This is a genomic window from Kitasatospora sp. NPDC051170 (genome assembly GCF_044455705.1).
Lineage (GTDB): Bacteria > Actinomycetota > Actinomycetes > Streptomycetales > Streptomycetaceae > Kitasatospora.
Window position 1 is genome coordinate 160,129 of record NZ_JBITFA010000001.1, and the last position, 19,722, is coordinate 179,850.

At 73.5% G+C, this 19,722-nt stretch carries 16 protein-coding genes; 10 read left to right on the forward strand and 6 right to left on the reverse strand.

Annotation, left to right across the window (positions count from 1 at the left end; translation table 11 throughout):
- Positions 1–5: 5 nt before the first annotated feature.
- Positions 6–1,370, reverse strand: a complete 1,365-nt coding sequence (locus tag ACIBCA_RS00755) for an ABC transporter substrate-binding protein (RefSeq protein ID WP_396280581.1) — start codon at positions 1,368–1,370, stop codon at positions 6–8.
- A 96-nt stretch (positions 1,371–1,466) separates the two neighbouring features.
- Between ACIBCA_RS00755 and gcvPA the strand changes: the two genes are divergently transcribed.
- From gcvPA to ACIBCA_RS00800, 9 genes are all read left to right on the forward strand, one after another.
- Complete coding sequence (gene gcvPA / locus ACIBCA_RS00760; RefSeq protein WP_396280582.1) at positions 1,467–2,840, forward strand: aminomethyl-transferring glycine dehydrogenase subunit GcvPA; 1,374 nt, start codon at positions 1,467–1,469, stop codon at positions 2,838–2,840.
- Positions 2,837–4,441, forward strand: coding sequence for an aminomethyl-transferring glycine dehydrogenase subunit GcvPB (gene gcvPB, locus ACIBCA_RS00765; protein ID WP_396280583.1), 1,605 nt, complete (start codon positions 2,837–2,839; stop codon positions 4,439–4,441). Before gcvPA ends, gcvPB begins: the two co-directional genes overlap by 4 nt.
- The gene (locus ACIBCA_RS00770; protein ID WP_396280584.1) at positions 4,438–5,580 is read left to right on the forward strand and encodes an ATP-NAD kinase family protein; all 1,143 of its coding nucleotides are present in this window, start codon (positions 4,438–4,440) and stop codon (positions 5,578–5,580) included. The genes gcvPB and ACIBCA_RS00770 overlap by 4 nt, the downstream gene beginning before the upstream one ends.
- A 41-nt stretch (positions 5,581–5,621) precedes the next feature.
- Positions 5,622–6,368 (forward strand): SDR family NAD(P)-dependent oxidoreductase, encoded by a 747-nt coding sequence (locus ACIBCA_RS00775; RefSeq protein WP_396280585.1) that lies wholly within the window; start codon positions 5,622–5,624, stop codon positions 6,366–6,368.
- A gap of 83 nt (positions 6,369–6,451) precedes the next feature.
- A complete protein-coding gene (locus ACIBCA_RS00780) occupies positions 6,452–7,105 on the forward strand; it encodes a GntR family transcriptional regulator (protein WP_396280586.1) in 654 nt (217 codons plus the stop codon).
- Between the two features lie 296 nt (positions 7,106–7,401).
- Positions 7,402–8,283, forward strand: a complete 882-nt coding sequence (locus ACIBCA_RS00785) for a S1 family peptidase (RefSeq protein ID WP_396280587.1) — start codon at positions 7,402–7,404, stop codon at positions 8,281–8,283.
- Between the two features lie 282 nt (positions 8,284–8,565).
- The gene (locus ACIBCA_RS00790) at positions 8,566–9,660 is read left to right on the forward strand and encodes a sugar ABC transporter substrate-binding protein (RefSeq protein WP_396280588.1); all 1,095 of its coding nucleotides are present in this window, start codon (positions 8,566–8,568) and stop codon (positions 9,658–9,660) included.
- A 159-nt stretch (positions 9,661–9,819) separates the two neighbouring features.
- Positions 9,820–10,608, forward strand: a complete 789-nt coding sequence (locus ACIBCA_RS00795; protein ID WP_396281214.1) for an ATP-binding cassette domain-containing protein — start codon at positions 9,820–9,822, stop codon at positions 10,606–10,608.
- On the forward strand, positions 10,605–11,867 hold the full coding sequence (locus ACIBCA_RS00800) for a sugar ABC transporter permease (protein WP_396280589.1): 1,263 nt from the start codon (positions 10,605–10,607) through the stop codon (positions 11,865–11,867). Before ACIBCA_RS00795 ends, ACIBCA_RS00800 begins: the two co-directional genes overlap by 4 nt.
- A 261-nt stretch (positions 11,868–12,128) precedes the next feature.
- Here ACIBCA_RS00800 and ACIBCA_RS00805 read toward each other — a convergent pair whose 3' ends face one another.
- The 3 genes from ACIBCA_RS00805 to ACIBCA_RS00815 form a co-directional block, all read right to left on the reverse strand.
- Positions 12,129–13,574 carry an MFS transporter gene (locus tag ACIBCA_RS00805; RefSeq protein ID WP_396280590.1) on the reverse strand — a complete coding sequence of 482 codons (1,446 nt, stop codon included), beginning with the start codon at positions 13,572–13,574 and terminating at the stop codon, positions 12,129–12,131.
- 159 nt (positions 13,575–13,733) lie between these two features.
- Positions 13,734–17,030 carry a hypothetical protein gene (locus ACIBCA_RS00810; protein ID WP_396280591.1) on the reverse strand — a complete coding sequence of 1,099 codons (3,297 nt, stop codon included), beginning with the start codon at positions 17,028–17,030 and terminating at the stop codon, positions 13,734–13,736.
- Positions 17,031–17,095: 65 nt separating this feature from the next.
- Positions 17,096–17,770 (reverse strand): TetR/AcrR family transcriptional regulator, encoded by a 675-nt coding sequence (locus ACIBCA_RS00815; protein ID WP_396280592.1) that lies wholly within the window; start codon positions 17,768–17,770, stop codon positions 17,096–17,098.
- A gap of 113 nt (positions 17,771–17,883) precedes the next feature.
- Here ACIBCA_RS00815 and ACIBCA_RS00820 point away from each other — a divergent pair, with 113 nt between their 5' ends.
- Positions 17,884–18,519, forward strand: a complete 636-nt coding sequence (locus tag ACIBCA_RS00820) for an NAD(P)-dependent oxidoreductase (RefSeq protein WP_396280593.1) — start codon at positions 17,884–17,886, stop codon at positions 18,517–18,519.
- Between the two features lie 25 nt (positions 18,520–18,544).
- On the opposite strand, the gene ACIBCA_RS00825 is transcribed toward ACIBCA_RS00820, so the two are convergent.
- Positions 18,545–18,730 (reverse strand): antitoxin, encoded by a 186-nt coding sequence (locus tag ACIBCA_RS00825; RefSeq protein WP_396280594.1) that lies wholly within the window; start codon positions 18,728–18,730, stop codon positions 18,545–18,547.
- Between the two features lie 82 nt (positions 18,731–18,812).
- A complete protein-coding gene (locus ACIBCA_RS00830; RefSeq protein WP_396280595.1) occupies positions 18,813–19,553 on the reverse strand; it encodes a class I SAM-dependent methyltransferase in 741 nt (246 codons plus the stop codon).
- Positions 19,554–19,722 lie beyond the last annotated feature (169 nt).

Genomic DNA, 19,722 nt, shown 5'->3' on the forward strand with positions numbered 1-19,722 from the left:
CCGGCCTAGGCCGCCGTCTGGCGGCCGGTCGCGGTGGCGATCTGGCGGGCGGCGGAGCGCAGTGCGGCGCCGGGGTCGGCGCCGTTGTGCAGGACGGTGTTGACGGCGGTGGTGACGATGTCGCCGGCCTTGGTGTCGTCGGTGGTGCGTTCGACGACGGGGATGGAGCGGGCGAGTTCGGCGAAGAGCTTCATGGTGGGCTGGTCGGCATAGTAGGGCGCGGGCTGCTGGAAGTAGGGGTCGTCGAGGGCGGGGAAGTAGGCGGGGAAGAGTCCTTCGTTCTTCATCATCGACACCTGGTTGGCCTTGTCGGCGAGGAGGAACTCGAGGAAGGCCCAGGCCAGTTCGGGGTTCTTGCTCTGGGAGGGCACGCAGAGGGTGGAGCCGCCGCTGTTGGAGGTGCGGCTGCCGCCGGGGGTGAAGGCGGGCAGGGGGACGACGCCGTACTTGCCGCTGAGGTCGGCGAGGTCTCCGGTGAGGGTGCCATCCCACCAGGCGGCGGTGGGGGTGGTGGACGCCTTGCCGTCGTGGGTGGCGGAGACGAGGCCGTCCCAGCCGTCCTCGAAGTCGACGAGATCGTGGTCGACGAGCTGTTTGAGGAGGGTCAGGGCGCGTTCGGCGGCGGGGGTGGCGACGGCGACCTTGCCGTCGACGAACCAGCCCTGGCCGAGCTGTTGGAGCAGGAGGGAGAAGGTGCTGTCCTTCTTGGAGTCCAGGATGAGCAGTTTCTTTCCGGTGGCGGCCTTGAGCTTGGCGCCGGCGCTGACGTAGTCGTCCCAGGTGGCGAGGGTGGCGGGGTCGACGCCTGCCTGCTGGAAGTGGTCGCGGCGGTAGAAGAGCGCGCAGGGGCCGCTGTCCCAGGGCAGGGCGAAGACGCGGCCCTTGGCGTCGCTGACGGTGCGCCAGATGGACTGGGGGTACTTGTCCTTGAGCCCGTCGGCACGGCCGGTGAGGTCGACGAGGGCGCCGGGGAAGTTGCCGATGTAGCCGGGCACCTTGTGCGCTTCGAGGGTGAGGACGTCGGGCAGGCCGCTGCCGGCGCCGAGGCCGACGGTGATCTTGTCGTAGGCGTTCTCGTAGCCGATGTCCACGACCTCGATCGTGGTGCCGGGGTGGGCCTGCTCGAAGGTCTTGCCCAGGCGCTTCATGGCCTTGGCGGCGACGTCCCAGGACCAGATGCCGATCTTCCCGCTGAGGGTGGCGCTCGCGCTCCCGCCCAGTTTCTTGGCGTCGGCGCCGCTGCCACCGCCGGTGGCGCAGCCGGCCAACAGCACTGCTCCGCCTGCGAGTCCGGCGGTGAGCAGGCTGCGCCGGGTGGGGGTCGGACCGGGGGTGCGGGGGAGATTTCCGAGCCGGGTTTTCGCTGACATCTTGCCTCCCGACGAGTGAATGCCGAATGCTGTATACAGAACTCAGCATGCACAGCCCCGTCAAGGTCTCTGACCGAAATCGCGGAAGGTGCCCCCATGAGCGCACGCGTCCCCCGAACCCATCCGTACGTCCCCAACTCCGCGCCCGAGGTGAGGAAGGCGATGCTCGCCGAGGTCGGCGCGGGCGGCGTCGAGGAGTTCTACGCCGACATCCCCGCCGCCTTGCGGCTGGACCGGCCGCTGGAGCTGCCGGACCCGATGCGCTCGGAAGTCGAACTGGCCGCCCACCTTGAGGAGTTGCTCTCCCGCAACACGGCGGTGCCGCCCGGGCGCAGCTTCCTCGGCGCGGGCTGCTACCGCCACCACGTGCCCGCCGTGGTGGACGAGGTCGTCAACCGCAGCGAGTTCCTGACCGCCTACGCGGGCGAGCCGTACGAGGACCACGGGCGGTTCCAGGCGCTGTGGGAGTACCAGTCGCTGATGGCCGAGCTGCTGGACGTCGAGGTGGTCAACGTGCCCACCTACGACGGCTTCCAGGCGGCGGCCACCGCGCTGCGGATGGCCGGGCGGGCGACGGGACGGCGACGGCTGCTGCTGGTCGGGGACATCGACCCGGACCGGGTCTCCCGCATCGGCGACTACGTGCGCGGCGTCCACGACCCGGAGCGGCTGCCCGCCGAACCGCAGGCCGTCCGGGCCGCGCTGGCGGGCGGCGACGTGGCCGCCGTGTACGCGCAGCTGACCGACCACAGCGGCCGGGTGGACCCACAGCTGCCCACCTACGTCGAACTCGCCCACGAGGCGGGCGCGTTGGCGGTTGTCCACGCCAACCCGATCAGCCTCGGCGTGCTCGCCCCGCCCGCCTCCTTCGGCGCCGACCTGACCTGCGGGGACCTCCAGCCGCTCGGCATCCACCCCAGCTTCGGCGGCGGCAACGCGGGCTTCATCGCGAGCCACGACGACCCGCGCCTGGTCGCCGAGTACCCGAGCCGCCTCTTCGGCCTGGCGCCCACGGAGGTGCCCGGCGAGTACGGCTTCGGCGACGTCGCGTACGAGCGCACCTCCTTCGCCCTGCGCGAGGAGGGCAAGGAGTGGGTGGGCACCGCCGCCGCCCTGCACGGCATCGCCGCCGGGGTCTACCTGGCGCTGATGGGCCCGCACGGCATGCGCGAGATCGGCGAGACGATCCTCGCGAACACCGCCTACGCCCGCGCCCGCCTCGCCCAGGTGCCCGGGGTGGAGCTCGCCGACCCCGGGGCCGTCCACTTCGCGGACTTCACCCTGCGCTACACCGGCGCCCTCACCGCCGCCGAGATCAGCGCCGCCCTGCTGGAGCGCGGCCTGCACGCCGGCACCCCGGCCGGCGAGGGGCGAACCGGCGAGCGCGAGGGCCGCTACTGCGTCACCGAGCTGCACACCCGGGCCGACATCGAGCACCTCGCCACCGCCCTTGAGGAGATCGTGAAGTGACGAACCGTCAGAGCCCGGGCGGAGAGCCCGTCGACCCGAGGATCGCCGCCAAGCCGCCGCTGCGCCGCTTCCACCAGGCCCGCTGGGACGAGAAGCTGATCTTCGAACTGGGCGCCCCCGGCGAGCGCGGCATCCTGCCGCCGCTGCCCGACCCGGCCGTCACCGCCGCCGTCGGCTCCCCCGCCGACCGGCTCCCGGCCGCCCTGCGCCGCACCACCGCGCCCGGCCTGCCCGAACTCGGCCAGCAGCAGGTGCTACGCCACTACCTGCGCCTGTCCCAGGAGAACCTGGGCGCCGACCTCAACATCGACGTCGGCCAGGGCACCTGCACCATGAAGTACAGCCCCAAGGTCAACGACACCTTCGTCCGCGACCGCCGGATCGCCTCCCTGCACCCGGCGCAGGACGCGTCCACCGTGCAGGGGGTGCTCGAACTCGCCCACCGCCTCGAGCAGATGCTCAAGGAGATCTCGGGCATGGACCGGGTGAGCCTCCAGCCCGGGGCCGGCTCCGCCGCCATCTGGACGAACGTCTCCGTCATCCGCGCCTACCACGCGGCGCGCGGAGAGCTCGAGCAGCGCGACGAGATCATCACCACCGCCTTCTCCCACCCCTCCAACGCCGCCTGCGCCAAGACCGCCGGGTTCAAGGTCATCACTCTGCACCCCGACGCGGACGGCTACCCCGACATCGAGGCGCTGCGCGCCGCCGTCGGCCCGCGCACCGCCGCGCTGCTCATCACCAACCCGGAGGACACCGGCATCTACAACCCGCGCATCGGCGAGTTCGTCGAACTCGTCCACCGCGCGGGCGGGTTGTGCGCCTACGACCAGGCGAACGCCAACGGCATCCTGGGCATCACCCGGGCCCGCGAGGCCGGCTTCGACCTGTGCCACTTCAACCTGCACAAGACCTTCTCCACCCCGCACGCCTGCGGCGGCCCGGCCGCCGGCGCCTGCGGGGTCACGGCGGAGCTGGCGCCCTACCTACCGCGCCCCACCGTGGAGTTCGACGGCGAGCGCTACCGCCTGGACGAGGGCGGGCCGCAGTCCGTGGGCAAGATCCGCCCCTACCTCGGCGTGGTGCCGAACCTGGTGCGCGCCTACGCCTGGATCATGTCGCTGGGCGCCGAGGGCCTGCGCGAGGTCGCCGAGACGGCCGTCCTCAACAACAACTACCTGCTGCACAAGGTGCGTCAGATCCGCGGCGTCTCCGTCCCCTACGCCGAGGGCCGCCCGCGTGTGGAGCAGGTGCGCTACAGCTGGGAGCGGCTCAACGAGGACACCGGGCTGCACAGCGAGGACCTCGGGTACCGGGCCGCCGACTTCGGCACCCACTACTGGACCAGCCACCACCCGTACGTGGTGCCCGAGCCGATGACGCTGGAGCCCACCGAGTCCTACTCCCGCGCCGACCTCGACGAGTACGCCGCGATCCTCGCCGAGGTCGCCCGCGAGGCGTACGAGGAGCCGCAGACCGTCCGCACCGCTCCGCACAACTCGACGGTGCACCGCATCCGCCACGAGCCGCTGGACGACCCCGAGGTGTGGGCGGTCAGCTGGCGCGCCTACCGCCGCAAGGTCCTCGGCGAGCGGCCGTGACACCGCGCCCCCGCGTCGGGCTGGTGGTCAACCCGGTCGCCGGGCTCGGCGGCCGGGTCGGACTCAAGGGCAGCGACGGCGCCGAGGCCCAGCGACGGGCGCGCGCACTCGGCGCCCGGCCCTCGGCCTCGCACCGCGCCGATCTGACGGTCGGTCATCTGTGTGCGCTCGCACCGGAGGTGGAGATCGTCACGGTCGGCGGCCCGATGGGCGTCGAGGGCGCCGGCCGGGTGGTGCACGGGCCGTACGGGGAGCCCACGAGCGCGGCCGACACCCGGGCGGCGGTGCGGGCGCTGATCGCCGCCGGCGCACAGCTGCTCCTGTTCTGCGGCGGCGACGGCACCGCCCGCGACGTCCTGGACGCGCTCGGCCCCGCGTCCGCCGTTCCCGTCCTCGGCATCCCGGCCGGTGTGAAGATGCACTCCGCCGTCTTCGCCGTGCACCCCCGCGCCGCCGCCGAGGTCGCCGCCGCCTGGGCGCACGGTACGGGGGTGCGGCTGACCGCCGCCGAGGTCGTCGACCGGGACGAGGAGGCGCTGCGAGCCGGCCGGGTCGGCGCCCGCCTGTACGGGCACCTCACCGTCCCGGTGCTGCCCTCCCGCGTTCAGCAGCGCAAGACCGGAAGCTCGACGGCCGACCCCTCTTCACTCACCGGGATCGCCGCATTCACCGGGATCGCCGCCGAACTCGCCGACCGGGCCGGCCCCGGCGCCCTGCTCGCCCTCGGCCCCGGCACCACCACCCACGCCGTCGCCGCCGCCCTCGGCGCGCCCGACACCAGCCTGACCGGCGTCGACGTCCTGCACCTCGACGGCGACGGCACCGCCCGCCTCCACCTGCGCGACGCCCGCGCCGACCAGCTGCTCGCCCTGCCGCACACCCCGTGGATCGCCCTCTCCCCCATCGGCGGCCAGGGCTTCCTCCTCGGCCGCGGCAACCAGCAGCTCTCCCCCGAACTGCTGCGCGCCGCGGGCCCCGAGCGCCTGCTCGTCCTCGCCACCGAGGCCAAGCTCGCCGCCCTCGCCGGCCGCCCGCTGCTCCTGGACACCGGCGACCCCGCCCTGGACCACAGCCTCTCCGGGCACGTCCGGGTCATCACCGGCCGCCACGCGAGCGCCGTCTACCGCCTCACAGACTGAGCTGCACCCCCCCTGAGATCCCTTCCGCAGAGGAGTCCCCCATGATCGACCTCACCGGCAAGCGCGCCATCGTCACCGGCGCCGCCTCCGGCATCGGCCGGGCCACCGCGGGCCTGCTGGCCGAACTCGGCGCGTCCGTCCTCCTCGCCGACCTCGACGCCGAGCGCGGCGAGCAGGCCGCCAAGGAGATCGGCGGCGTCTTCGCCCGCTGCGACGTCTCCCGGCGCGCCGACTGCGAGCAGGCGGTGCGCAGCGCCGTCGACCACTTCGGCGGCGTGGACGTGCTGTTCAACAACGCCGGGATCATCCGCCGCTCCACCGTCACCGAGATCACCGACGAGGACTGGGACCTGGTGATGGCCGTCAACGTCCGCTCGATCATGCTGCTGAGCGGCCTGGTGGTGCCGCTGATGGCCGCCGCCGGCGGGGGCAGCATCGTCAACACGGGCTCCGGCTGGGGCATCAGGGGCGGCGGACGGGCCGTCTCGTACTGCGCCTCCAAGGGCGCCGTCGTCAACATGACCAGGGCGATGGCCATCGACCACGGGCCCGACAACATCCGCGTCAACTGCGTCTGCCCGGGCGACACCGACACCGGGATGCTCGCCGAGGAGGCCCGCCAACTCGGCGAGAGCCCGGACGCCTTCTACGCCGACGCCGCCGACCGCCCGCTCGGCAGGATCGGCCTCCCGCGCGACATCGCGCAGACCGTCGCCTTCCTCGCCAGTGACGCCGCCGCCTTCCTCAGCGGCGCGGTGATCCCCGTGGACGGCGCCGGCACCGCCTGACACCCACCCGGGGCGCCCGGTCGCCAGGACGTGGCGCCCCGGCCGGTAGGCTTTCGGCCCGAGGAAGAAAGAGGGATGTTCCGATGGCGATCGAGCGGCGTCCGCTGCGCGAGCAGGTGAAGGATGAGCTCCTGGAGCAGCTCGGCCGTGGCCGGTTCACCCCCGGCGAGTCGATCAACGAGGTGCAGCTCGCGGAGGAGCTGGGCGTCAGCCGCACTCCGCTGCGCGAGGCGCTGATCAGCCTGGAGCGCGAGGGCATCATCACCAGTGAGCGCGGCAAGGGCTTCCGGTTCGCGCCCACCGGCAAGCAGGAGTTCCGCGACCTGACGGCGATCGTGATCGCCCTGGAGTCGCTGGCGCTGCGCACCTCCGACCCGACACACCTGTCCGCGATCGCACCCCGGCTGCTCGCCGAGGCCCGCGCGTTCTCCGCCCCGCAGGCGCCGCACGAGACGATAGAGCGCTCCGACGACGCCTGGCACGCGCTGCTGCTCTCCGGCTGCGCCAACGCCCGGCTGCGCGACATGATCGACTCGCTCAAGCTCACCCTGCACCGCTACGAGCGGGTCGTCGTGGGCGACCACGAGATCCTGGCGCGGGCCGCCGAGGAGCACGAGCGGATCGCCCAGTGCCTGCTGGACGGGGACGTGGAGCAGGCCGTCACGGCGCTGGAGGCCAACTGGACCAGCGGCATGGAGCGCATCCTGGAGCGGCTCCCCTCCGTCGGCACGCACTGAGCCTCGCACCCCGGCCCTCGCACCCCGGCCCTCGCACCCTGCCCCTCGCACCCTGGCCCTCACCCCGGTGGCGCCGTTCGCCCACCGATCGTCCGTACTGAACCGTTTTCCGAGATGGCGTCAGAAAGCTTGTACCGAACGGCCGGTCTCCTCATACTTCCGGACAGCGCCTGTCAGGAGCAGGCCATCCGCCACGCCTCCCCGACGGCGTCGACGGGTGTCCCGCGACGCACCGCCTGACCGCGCCTCACGGCCCCTGACCCCCAGGGGACCTTCTCACTCTCAGGAGGAGACCGGTGAGGACCAAGCGCCCGACCCCCCGCACCCCCCACACCCGACGCCGCCTGCTCGCCCTCACGCTCGGCCTGCTGTCCGCCACCGCGGTCGCCGCGCCGGGCGCCGTGGCCGCGCCCGAAAGCCCGTCCACCGCCCAGCAGTTGACGGCGGCTGACAACGCCGTCCTCGACGCCCGGGTGGACGGCACCGCGTGGTACGTCGACCAGGCCGCCGGCCGCGTCGTGGTGACGGTGGACAGCACCGTCAGCCCGTCCGCCGTCGCCGGGATCGTCCGTGCCGCCGGCACCGCCGCGCCCAGGATCACCGTCCGCCACGCCCCCGGCCGCTTCACCCCGCTGCTCGCCGCCGGCAACGCCATCTACGGCGGCGGCTACCGCTGTTCGCTGGGCTTCAACGTGGTGAGCGGGAGCACCCACTACTTCCTGACCGCCGGGCACTGCGGCAACGTCGCGAGCACCTGGTACACCGACAAGGCCCACAACACGCTGATCGGCGCCACCGTCAACTCCAGCTTCCCGGGCACCGACTACGCCCTGGTCCGCTACGACAACGCCGCCCTCTCGCACCCGGGCGGCTTCACCTCCGCCCCCAACGCCTACGTCGGCGAGCACGTCACCCGCACCGGCTCGACCTCGGGCACCCACTCCGGCACCGTCACGGGCCTCAACGCCACCGTCCGCTACTCCGACGGCAGCACCGTCCGCGGCCTGATCCAGACCAACGTCTGCGCCGAGTCCGGCGACTCCGGCGGCCCCCTCTACGACGGCACCAAGGCCATCGGCCTCACCTCCGGCGGCAGCGGGGACTGCACGGTCGGCGGCACGACCTTCTTCCAGCCCGTCACCGCGGCCCTCGCCAAGTACGGGGTGAGCGTCTACTAGCCCGGGCGCGCCCCTCGAGGCCGTCCTCCCCAGAAGCCGCGTGCTCCGGGGAGGGCGGCCTTCCGTTTGTGGATCACGACAGGACTTGAATCCTTCGACCCTGTGACCTGCATCATCATCCCCACAGGTTCACAGGAGCACACCCTTGGCTTCAGGAATATAACGAATGAGTCCGAGATGATCTCTCATTGAATTTACTTCTTGACTGCATCAGCCGGATGCAGGTTGACTCCCTTCCACTCCGCCGCACCGTCGCGGCGACGTCAGGGAGGCACCCCCCACATGAACGCAACGATGCGTCGCGCCGTCATCGCCACCGCGGCCGTCTCGATGGCCCTGTCCATGGCCGCCTGCGGCAAGGCCGGCGGCGACAAGAAGGACTCCGCCGCCTCCGGCGACACCAAGTCCATCGGTCTGCTGCTGCCCGAGAACGCGTCCTCCTCGCGCTACGAGTCCTTCGACCGCCCGTTCATCGAGGCCAAGGTCAAGAGCCTGTGCGCCGACTGCAAGGTGCTCTACAACAACGCCGAGGGCAGCGCCGCCAAGCAGAAGCAGCAGTTCGACACCCTGATCGCCCAGGGCGTGAAGGTGATCGTCCTGGACGCCTTCGACGCCACCTCCACCGAGTCCTGGGTCAAGGAGGCCGCCGCCAAGGGCGTCAAGGTCGTCGCCTACGACCGCCTGGCCACCGGCCCGGTCGCCGCCTACGTCTCGTTCGACAACGAGAAGGTCGGCGAACTCCAGGGCCAGGCCCTGGTCGACGCCCTCGGCGCCAAGGCGTCCGACGCGAACGTCGTCATGATCAACGGCGACGACGCGGACCCGAACGCCGGTCAGTTCAAGGCCGGTGCGCACAAGGTCCTCGACGGCAAGGTCAAGAAGGTCGTCTACGAGCAGTCCGGCGAGTGGAAGCCCACCGTGGCCGGCCAGAAGATCGGCGCCGCGATCACCCAGCTCGGCAAGGACGGCTTCCAGGCCGTCTACTCCGCCAACGACGGCATGGCCGGTGCGATCATCACCCAGCTCAAGGGCGCGGGCGTGAAGGTCCCGGTCGGCGGCCAGGACGCGGGCCTCGACGCGATCCAGCGCATCGTCAACGGCGACCAGGCGTACACCATCTACAAGGCGTACCGCCCGCTGGCCGACAGCGCCGCCGAGCTGGCCGTCGACCTGCTGCAGGGCAAGGACATCAAGTCCGTGGCCACCTCCAGCGCCGACAGCGCCACCGACAAGGGCATCCCGGCCAAGCTGCTCGACCCCAAGATCGTCACCAAGGACAACATCAAGGACACCGTCGTCGCCGACGGTCTCTACAAGGCGTCCGACATCTGCACCGCCGACTACGCCGCCGGCTGCGGCACCCTCGGCCTCAAGTAGCACGCGTGGGCGGCGCTCCCCGGCCCCCCGGGGAGGCACCGCCCCGCCCTCGCACCTTTTCAACGCACACCCTTTTCGACACACACCCGCCTGCCCGGCACGGCGCGCGGGCGGACCCGGGCGCCACCCCACCATCACGGCGCACCCGGGAAGAAGGAGCTGGTTCACGTGACAGGCGCACCCGTACTGGCGTTGCGCGGGATCTCCAAGCGCTTCGGCGCCGTCCAGGCGCTGACGGACGTCCACCTGGAGGTACACGCAGGCGAGGTGGTGGCCCTGGTGGGCGACAACGGCGCCGGCAAGTCCACGCTGGTGAAGACCATCGCCGGGGTCCACCCCATCGACGAGGGCACCATCGAGTGGGAGGGCGGCGCGGTCTCCATCGGCCGCCCGCACGACGCCCAGGCCCTCGGGGTCGCGACCGTCTACCAGGACCTCGCCCTGTGCGACAACCTCGACGTGGTCGGCAACCTCTTCCTCGGGCGCGAGCTGAAGACGTTCGGCACGCTCGACGAGGTCGCCATGGAGAAGCGCGCCCGCGAACTGCTGGACACCCTCTCCATCCGCATCCCGAGCGTGCGCATCCCCATCGCCGCCCTCTCCGGCGGGCAGCGCCAGGTGGTGGCCATCGCCCGCGCCCTGGTCGGCGACCCGAAGATCGTCATCCTGGACGAGCCCACGGCCGCCCTCGGCGTCGAGCAGACCGCCCAGGTCCTCGACCTCGTCGAGCGCCTGCGCGAGCGGGGCCTCGGCGTCATCCTGATCAGCCACAACATGGCCGACGTCAAGGCCGTCGCCGACACCGTCGCGGTCCTGCGCCTGGGCCGCAACAACGGCGTCTTCGAGGTGGCCGCCACCTCGCACGAGGAGATCATCTCCGCCATCACCGGCGCCACCGAGAACGCCGTCACCCGGCGCCAGGCCCGACTCGCGGAGGACGCGAAGTGACCACCGACCAGAGCACCCCGCCCGCCGCCCCGACCGCCGCCGCGGTCGACCCCCGCCTCCTCGTCCGGGAGTCCGGCCTGGCCGGCTACATCGCCGAGTTCAAGCGGAAGATGCGCAACGGCGACCTCGGTTCCGTGCCCGTGGTCCTCGGCCTGATCCTGATCGGCGCCATCTTCCAGGGCGTCACCGGCGACTTCCTCAACCCCGACAACATCACCCACATCACCCAGTGGATCGCCGGCCCCGGCCTCATCGCCCTCGGCATCGTCTTCGTGCTCCTCCTCGGGGAGATCGACCTCTCCCTCGGCTCCGTCGCCGGCGCCTCCGCCGCGATCGCCGCGAGCCTGTCCGCGCGCTCGGGATACAACGAGTGGGTCTCCTGCCTCATCGCGATCGGCGCCGCCGTCGCCATGGGCGCCCTGCACGGCTTCTTCTTCGCCAAGATCGGCGTCCCCGCCTTCGTCGTCACCCTCGCGGGCCTGCTCGCCTGGAGCGGCCTGCAGCAGTACGTCCTCGGCGACAAGGGCACCGTCAACGTCCCGCACGACGGCGTCCTGGCCAACCTCGACTCGTACTTCCTCGGCGACGGGGACATCGCCTACACCTGGGGCCTCGCCGTCCTCGGTACCGCGCTCTACGCCGCCGGGCAGATCCTCGACGCCCGGCGCCGCGCCGCCGCCGGCCTCGCCGCGCGGCCCATGGGCGAGATCGCCCTGCGCACCGGCGTCCTCGCCCTCATCGCGCTGACCGCCGCCTACATGCTCAACCAGGACAGCGGCCTGCCGCTGCCCCTGCTCATCTTCCTGGCCGTCGTCGTCGCCACGGACTTCGTCCTGCGCCGCACGAGCTACGGCCGGCAGATCTTCGCGGTCGGCGGCGGCGTGGAGGCGGCCCGCCGCGCGGGCATCAACGTCGCCTGGGTCCGCATCTCCGTCTTCATGATCTCCGCCGGGATGGCGGCCCTCGGCGGCCTCTTCTACGCCTCCCAGCAGGGCTCCGCCGACAAGATCCTCGGCGGCGGCAACGTCCTGATGAACTCCATTGCGGCGGCCGTCATCGGCGGCACCAGCCTCTTCGGCGGCCGCGGCAAGACCTGGTCCGCCCTGCTGGGCATCCTGGTGATCCAGAGCATCACCACGGGCCTGGACATGGTCCACGTCAGCCAGGCCATCCAGTACATGATCACCGGCGCCGTCCTCCTCGCCGCCGTCGTCCTGGACTCCGTCTCCCGCCGCACCCGCAAGACCGCCGCCCGCTGAGCCCCACCCGAACCATCCGCACCACCCGCACCACCCGCACCACCCGGCCCGGTGCCCACCCCCATGGGCGCCGGGCCGTTCATGCGTCAGGGAGCCGAAGGAGCTGCCCCGGGGACGGGAGCACGCCGATCTCCTCATCGCCCAGGTCAACCGAAATCCGGCGGGATCTCGGGGGTGGAAGGGGCCCGACGGCCACTACGGAAGTAGTGCCACTACTCGCGTAGTGGCACTACTTCCGTAGTTCCGGCGGCCGTCCGACGCTCAGACGCCGGCGGGCTGCTGGGCCGAGGGCTCGGATGCCGCCTCGGTGGGCTCGGCCGAGCGGATGGTGACCACGGCGGCGAGGGCTCCGACGAGGGCGATGGCGGCGGCTCCGACGAAGGCGGCGGAGAAGCCGTGGGTGAGGGCGGTCGCGTCGCCGGTCCGGCGGGAGCCATGGGCGGCGGCGACGGCGGTCATCGCCGCGAGGCCGAGCGCGGAGCCGACCTGGTAGCCGGTATTGACGATGCCGGAGGCGAGGCCGCCCTCCTCGGGGCGGGCGCTGGAGAGCGCGGTGCCGAGCGAGGGGATGAAGGCCAGCGACATGCCCACGGCCGCCAGCAGGGAGGCGGGCAGGACGTCGACGAGGAAGCTGCCGTCCGGGCGGGCGAAGGAGAGCCAGAGCATCCCGCCGGCGAGGGCGGCCAGTCCGGCGACGATGAGCGCCTTGGGGCCGAAGCGGGCGATGAGCCTCGGGGCCAGCACGATCATCATCACCATGATGGCGGCGGTCATCGGCAGCAGCGCCGCCCCGGAGGCGAACGCCTTGAGGCCGAGCACCTGCTGGAGATAGAGGTTGAGGAAGAACCACATCGGGATCCACGCGGCGGCCATCAGGAACTGCGCGAGGTTGGCACCGGCCAGGTTGGGGCTGCGCCAGATGCCCAGGCGCATCAGCGGCTCGCGGCGCCCGGCCTGGATCGCGACGAACGCGGCGATCAGCAGGACGCCCACCGCGAGGACGAGCCAGGTGCTCGCCGAGCCCCACCCGGTCTCCGGAGCGCGGACGATGGCGTAGACGGAGGTGGCCAGGCCCGCGGTGACGGTGATCGCGCCGAGCCAGTCGACCGAGCCCCGGCGGGCGGCGGCCGCGGGCATGACGCCGGGCGCCACGGCCAGCACCGCCAGCGCGACCGGGATGTTGACGAGGAACACCCACTCCCAGCTGAGGTACTGGGTGATGACGCCGCCGAGGAACACCCCGGCCGTGCCGCCCGCGGGGGCCGCGGCCCCGTACAGGGCGAGCGCCTTGCCCAGCTCCTGCGGCCTGCCGCCGAAGAGCGTCATCAGCAGGGTGAGCGCGGAGGGCGCGATCAGCGCGGAGCCGGCGCCCTGGAGGGCGCGCCCGGCGAGTTCGACCCACGCCGCGCCGGCGAGCCCGGCCACCAGCGAGCCGATCCCGAGGACGGTCCAGCCGGCCGCGAACAGCCGCTTCGCCCCGAGGAGGTCGGAGAGACGGCCGCCCAGGAGCAGCAGTCCGCCGAAGGCGACGACGTAGGCGTTGAAGACCCAGGACAGGTTCTCCGGCGAGAAGCCGAGCGCGGTCTGCATCTTCGGCAGCGCCACGCCGATGATCGAGGTGTCCATGATCACCATGAACTGGGCGAGCGCGATCAGGCCGAGCGCCGTCCAGCGGCGGGGCGAGGGGGGTGCACTGAGGTCCGACACGGCCGGCTCCAATACCTGGGAGGGGTATCTGCTTGACGGGCAAAAACATACCCCCAAGGGGTATCTGACACAAGGCCATGGCTGACATGGCCTCACGTCGGACTACCCCTTGGGGGTATCAGGTGTGTCGGGGAAGGAGGTCGAGGCGCCCGGCCGGGCTCAGGCGGATTCGATGGAGACGGCCAGGGCGGCGTCGCGGACGTCGGGGTCGGGGTGGCGGCGCAGGGTGTGGAGGAGGTCGCGCCAGGCGGGGGGCCAGTCGAGGCGCGGGCCGCAGGTGGTGAGGGCGACGGCGAAGAGGCCGGGGGCGAGCCCGTCGGTGGCGGCCAGACGGCGCGCGGCGGCCAGGGCGTGTTCGGGGGCCTTGCGCTCCTGCCAGGCGTAGTTGCGCAGCGCGTCGGCGGTGGCCGCCGCCAGCGCCGGACGGCGGGCGACCAGCGCGGCCAGTTCGGCGAGGTGATCGCCCAGCTCGGGGGCGTCGAAGTCGAGCGCCGCGACCAGTCGGCGGGTGGCCTCGGCGAGCAGCAGGGGTTCGGTGAGCAGGATCGCGGCCACCCCGCGCTGGGCCGCCCGGACGGTCTCCTCCGGGACGTCCGAGCTCCACAGCCAGCCGGTGACCGCGGCGATCCGCTGCCGGGCCGGCTGGTCGCGGCCGGGCAGGTCCGGCTCCCCGGCCCGGAGGATGCCGATCAGCGTGGTCAGGGTCTCGGCCAGGACACTGCCCGGCGCCCAGCCGCCGAGCGGATGCGGGGCGTCCGAGAGCGCGATCCCGTTGATCACCTGCACCACCCGGTCCCCGGTCCTCCGTTCGGCCAGGTCGGTCGCCAGCGGGACGAGCGCCCGTACGGCCTCCGGCACGTGCCGGGCCCATGCGACGAGCTGCGTCCGCGCCGTGGAGGCGACGAGGAGGGACTCGTCGGTCGCCAGCCGGGCCATCAGCCCGGCGAGCTCGGGGCGCTGCCCGGCGGGCACCTCCTGCACGCGCAGGTGCCGGACGAGCGTCTCCCGCAACCCGGGCGGTCCCTGGGCCGCGTCGGTGAGGACGTCCCACAGCGGCAGGTCGGCGATCCGCTCGCCGACCGCCGCCACCACGGCGGCGCGGACGTCGTGGTGCTGCCCGGGCGCGGTGTACGCCTCGCGCAGCAGGGCCCGTGCCTCGGCCGGCCCGAGGTGTTCGGCGGCGAGCCGGACGGCCTGCTTGCGGCTGGTGACCTTCACCCCCGGTGCGAGCGCGATCCGGCGCAGCTCCGGGCGGAGTTCACCGTCGCGCGCGTACCGGGCGGCGCGGCCCGCCGCGTACAGGGCGACCCTGGCCCGGTCGTCGCCCGCGTGGGAGAGCAGCACGGGCAGGGTGGAGGCCGGCTGCTCGGTCCAGGGCAGCGCGGCGAGCGCGGCCTCGGCGAGGAGGGTCTCGGCCGAGTCCGCGTACCGGCGCAGCAGTTCCGCGCCGTGGACGGGGATCCGGGCGGCGGCCGACAGAGCGGCGGCGCGCTCCTGCGGGGCCCGGTCGGGGCCGTCGGCGGTACGGGCGAGCTGCTCGGCGGCGGCCCGCTGCTGGGCGGGGGTCCAGCGGTCGGCGTGGGTCCAGCGGTCGGCTTGGGCCAGCTCGGCCGCCGTCAGGGGCGCGGCGAACAGCGGGCCGAGCAGGTCGGTGCGGATCCGGGTCAGGACGGCCCGGACGGGGGCCAGGGCGACGGCCGAGGGCCGCAGCGCGAGCAGCGGGGCCACCCGGTCGGCGGCCAGCAGGGCGAAGGCCCGTTCGACGGCCCGTTCGTTCCCCGTGCGGACGACGCGCTCCAGCAGGTCGGCGAGGAGCGGAGCCCTCCGTGCCCGGGCGCCGAACGCCTCGGCGACGGTGAGCAGCAGCGCGGCGTCCACGGACCGGGCCGAGCGTTCGAGGGCGGTCCGCAACTCCTCCGCCGCCGCGGCCTCGCTGCCGCCGGGGAGGGCGAGGCCCGTGCCGCCGGGCTGGTCGACGGCCCGTTCGACGGTCCGTACGGCCCAGGCGACCAGGGCGCGGGCCGGTCCGCCCGCGTGTTCGCCGAGGACGGCCCCGGCGAGGCGGACCAGGGCGGCGCGGGTGCCCGGGGAGCAGTCCCGGGCCGTCAGGGCGTCCTCGGTGAGCCGTTCCAGCGGCGCGGCGGCCGACTCGTCGAAGTGCCCCGGCGGGACGGCCGCGACCTCGTCCAGGGCGTCCCGGCGGACCGGGTCCTGTTCGTTGCGCAGCTGCCCGAGCAGCTCCAGCGCCTCGGGCAGGGCGCCCGGCTCCCGGGAGCGGCGGGCCTGGACGACCAGCTGGCCCCAGGCCCAGCCGCGGTCGAGCGCGTCGGCCGTGCGGATCTCGGCGAGCAGCCTGGGCCGGGCCTCGGCGACGGGCAGCACGGTCAGCGGGTCGAGGTGGTCCTCGTGCTCCGCCAGCCGGGCCCGCGCCCGTGCCCACCGCTCCTCGGCGGGCAGTTCGGCGAGCACCTCGACGGAGTACCACTGCGGGTAGAGGCCTGGCCGGGCGGCCACCTCGTCGTAGAAGGCGGCCCGCCGCTGCGGGGGCAGCTGCCGGATCAGCGTCAGGTGGTCCCCGTGGTAGCGGTGCGCGAGGGCGGCCAGGCCGTCTCCGTCCGGGCGCGCGGCGACCAGCCGTCGTGCCAGGTCGGCCCGCAGCGGCGGGTCGTGGCGGCTGCGGTCCCTCGCGAGCAGCAGGCGCACGGTCCGTTCGGCGGCCTCCACGGAGACGGCGGCGAAGTCGGCCAGCCGGTCCCGCAGCGGGCCGGGGAAGGCCTCCCGCACGGGGTGGCGCTCCAGCAGGTCCAGGGCGCGGGCCGGTTCGTGGTGGGCGGCGGCCGCCAGGCCGTACGCGTGCCGAACCCAGAACGCCGGCCGCAACCCGTAGGGCAGGTCGGCGAGTCGGCGTTCCGCCTGGTCCAGGACGGCGCCGGGGTGGCGGTGCCCGAGTGAGGTGGAGAAGGTGATCGCGTGGGCCAGCAGCGGCAGTTCGGCGGCGACGACCCCGGCCGAGCAGAGCGGCAGCAGCCGCGCCGCCTCGGCGGCGCCCCGGCGTTCGCGGAGCATCGGCACCAGCCGGTCGGCCAGCGGCGTGCGCCCGGACCGCAGGACGGCCCGGGCCACCTCGTCGCGGACCGCCTTGGCGGCGGTCAGCAGCGCCGATTCGAGCGCGCCGTCCGGCACGGGCAGCTTCCGGACCGCCCGGTGGGCGTACCGGCGCACCACCGGATCGGGGTCCTCGATCCGCTCGGCCAGATGGCCCGTCTGCCGTCCGGCGAACGCCGCGAGCGCGGCCAGCCGGCGCTCGTACGGGCCCCGGCCGTCCAACTCGGCGATCAGGGCGGAGAGTTCGGCGGGGGCGAGCCCGGCGGCAATCCGGGCCACCTCGCGCAGCCGATGGGGGTGGGACAGTGGTTCGACGGCGGCGAGCAGCCGCTCAGCAGTCAACTGAGGCATCGCCGCCGAGTCTGCCTCCCCGACCCCGCTCCGGTCACCCGCTTTTTCGCCGGGGCGGCGCGCCCTCAGGCCCCCGGCGCCAGGACCCCGTCGAGCAGCGCCCGGACCGTCTCGACCGCGAACTCCTCGGCCCCCGCCGGGCGCAGCGCGCCGTCCGGCACCTCGTCCGCGTAGAAGAGCTCCAGGAACGCCCGGTGGAAGCAGGCCCCGATCAGCAGCATCGCGGCGGCGTCCGGGTCGATCGCGCCGGAGACCCGGCCGAGCCGCTGCTCGGCGCGCAGGTAGTCGGCGAGGTGGGAGGAGACGTGGTGCGGCCCGGCGTCGCCGAGCTTCCTGCGGTGGGCGGCGAGCAGGTCGGGGCTGGCGAACAGCGAGCCGGCCATCGGGAAGGACCGCCGGTAGAACGGCACGGCGATCCGGACCACCGCCTCCAGCTGCTCACGGACGGTGTCCTCCCCCGCGCGGCCGGGCAGTTCCGCGACGGCGGCGGCCAGGCGCGGCGCGCGCTCGCGCAGGACGCGGACGAAGATCTCCTCCTTGTCGCGGAAGTGCTTGTACAGCGCCGCCTCGGAGCAGCCGGCCTCCCGGGCGATCTCCTTGGTCGTGGCCCGGACGATCCCCACGGTGCCGATCAAGCGGGCGGCGGCGTCCAGCACTCGCGCCCGGGTGCGCGCCCCACCGGTCAGCGGCTCAGCCTCCTGGTGCGTCGTGGGCTCGTGCGTCATCGGCTCGTGCGTCATGGGCGCCAGCCTACCTTGACAGGTGGGTGAGCACTCACTCACCATCGAAGAAGAGGTGGGTGAGTGCTCACCCACCCCCTCGTCCACGCACCTGCCCGCCCCTGGGAGGGGTCATGAAACTCGTCGTCCTCGGTGCCACCGGCGGCGTCGGCCGCCACCTGGTCACCCACGCGCTCGCCGACGGCCACCTGGTCACCGCCGCCGTCCGCGACCCGGCCCGGCTGGCCGTCCGCCACGACCGCCTCACCGTCGCCCGGGCGGACGCCCTCGACGCGGCCTCGCTGAAGCCGCTGCTCGAGGGCGCGGACGCCGTCCTCTCCGGCATCGGCCAGGCCGGCCGCCACGACGCCCTCAAGCCCGCCTCCACCTCCGCCCGCGCGGCCCTGGAGGCCATGCGGGCCACCGGCGTGCGCCGTCTGCTCACGGTCAGCGCGGGCCCTCTCAACCGGGCCGGGACGGGCCAGAACTTCGTCTCGACCAAGGTGTTCGGCCCGCTGCTGTGGGCGATCCTCAACGAGCTCTACACCGACCTCGAGGCGATGGAGCGCGCCCTGCGGGCCAGCGACACGGACTGGACGGCCGTCCGGCCCCCGCGCCTGACCGACCGCCCCGGGCTGGGCCGCTACCGCCACGCCGTCGAGGCCGGCCCGGCCGGCGCCACCATCCCCCGGGCCGACGTCGCCCGGGCCATGGTCGACCTGCTCCCCGACCGGGCCACCTACGGCCACGCGGTGGGCGTCAGCTCCTGACGCCCACCGCGGAGCCCGCCCGCCACTACTGGGGCGGCTGGTCCTGGTCGCGGCCGAACTGCTCCTTGAGCTTGTCCTGAGCGGTGTCGACCTGGCTGCTGTACTTGCCCTGGGTCTTCTCGTCGGCGAAGTCCCCGGCCTTGTCGATGCCCTTCTCGGCCTGGTCCTCGTGGCCCTTCAGCATCTGCTTGAGCTTGTCCAACATCGACATCGTGACACTCCTCGGAGTCCGGTTGCCGGGTGGTAACCCCAGGATCACCCGCCCGGGCCCGTGGTGCATCCGCTGGCCCCGCCTACCCCTTCTGCCCGGTGTCGGCGGGCCCGAGCACCGCCCAGTGGGCCGGCAGCTCGATCCGCCCGCCGTCCGGGGTGAACTCGGTCGTGGCCAGTGGGAGTTCACCGGCGGCGAGGACCTCGAGGCCGGCCGCGCGGAACAGCTCGGCGAAGGCCGCGTCGGCGACCTCCGCAGGGGCGAGGCCGTGGGAGAGCACCGGGCGCAGCTTCGGGGGCGGCCCGGACGGGCCCTGCGCCAGCCCGGCCAGGACGCCCTTGGCGGACTCGGCCAGCTCGAAGACGAAGGCCCGGCCGCGCGCGCCGAGCAGCGTGGCGACGGCCTCGGCCACCGGACGGCGGTCGGCCGGCTCGCTCTGGTGGATCAGCCCGCGCACGTACACGTTGGCGTCGCCCAGTTCCTCGTGCAGGGCCCGGACGGCCTCGGCGTCCGTCGCGTCCAGCTGCGCGAACTCGGCCCGGTGCGCGCCGTCCCCGCGCCGGGCCAGCTCCACGGCCCGGGCGGACAGGTCCACGCCGACGGCGCGCGGGAACCGGTCGGCGAGGAAGCGGGTCTGGGTGCCGTTCCCGCATCCCAGGTCGACGATCGGCAGCCGACCATCCATCAGATACGGTTCCAGCAGGGCGAGATGGCGCTGCGCGCTGAGCCCCGCCTCGGCGTCCCAGATCACCGACCCCGGCTCCTCGGGCGCATCGCGCCAGAAGCCCTCCCAGGCATCCCTGTACCGATTCGTCACGCCCACAGCCGAAACCTCCGGATCTCACCGACAGTGTCGGGAACGTGCCTATCGGCACCGCCTTCGCGAATCAAGCACCGGCCCACGGTCGGCGGGGCGGGTTAGGCTACGACCTCGCCGAACGGGTGGCTTCGCCAACTACCCTCGCGCCCCAGCGCGTTCGGCGAGCGCTGTC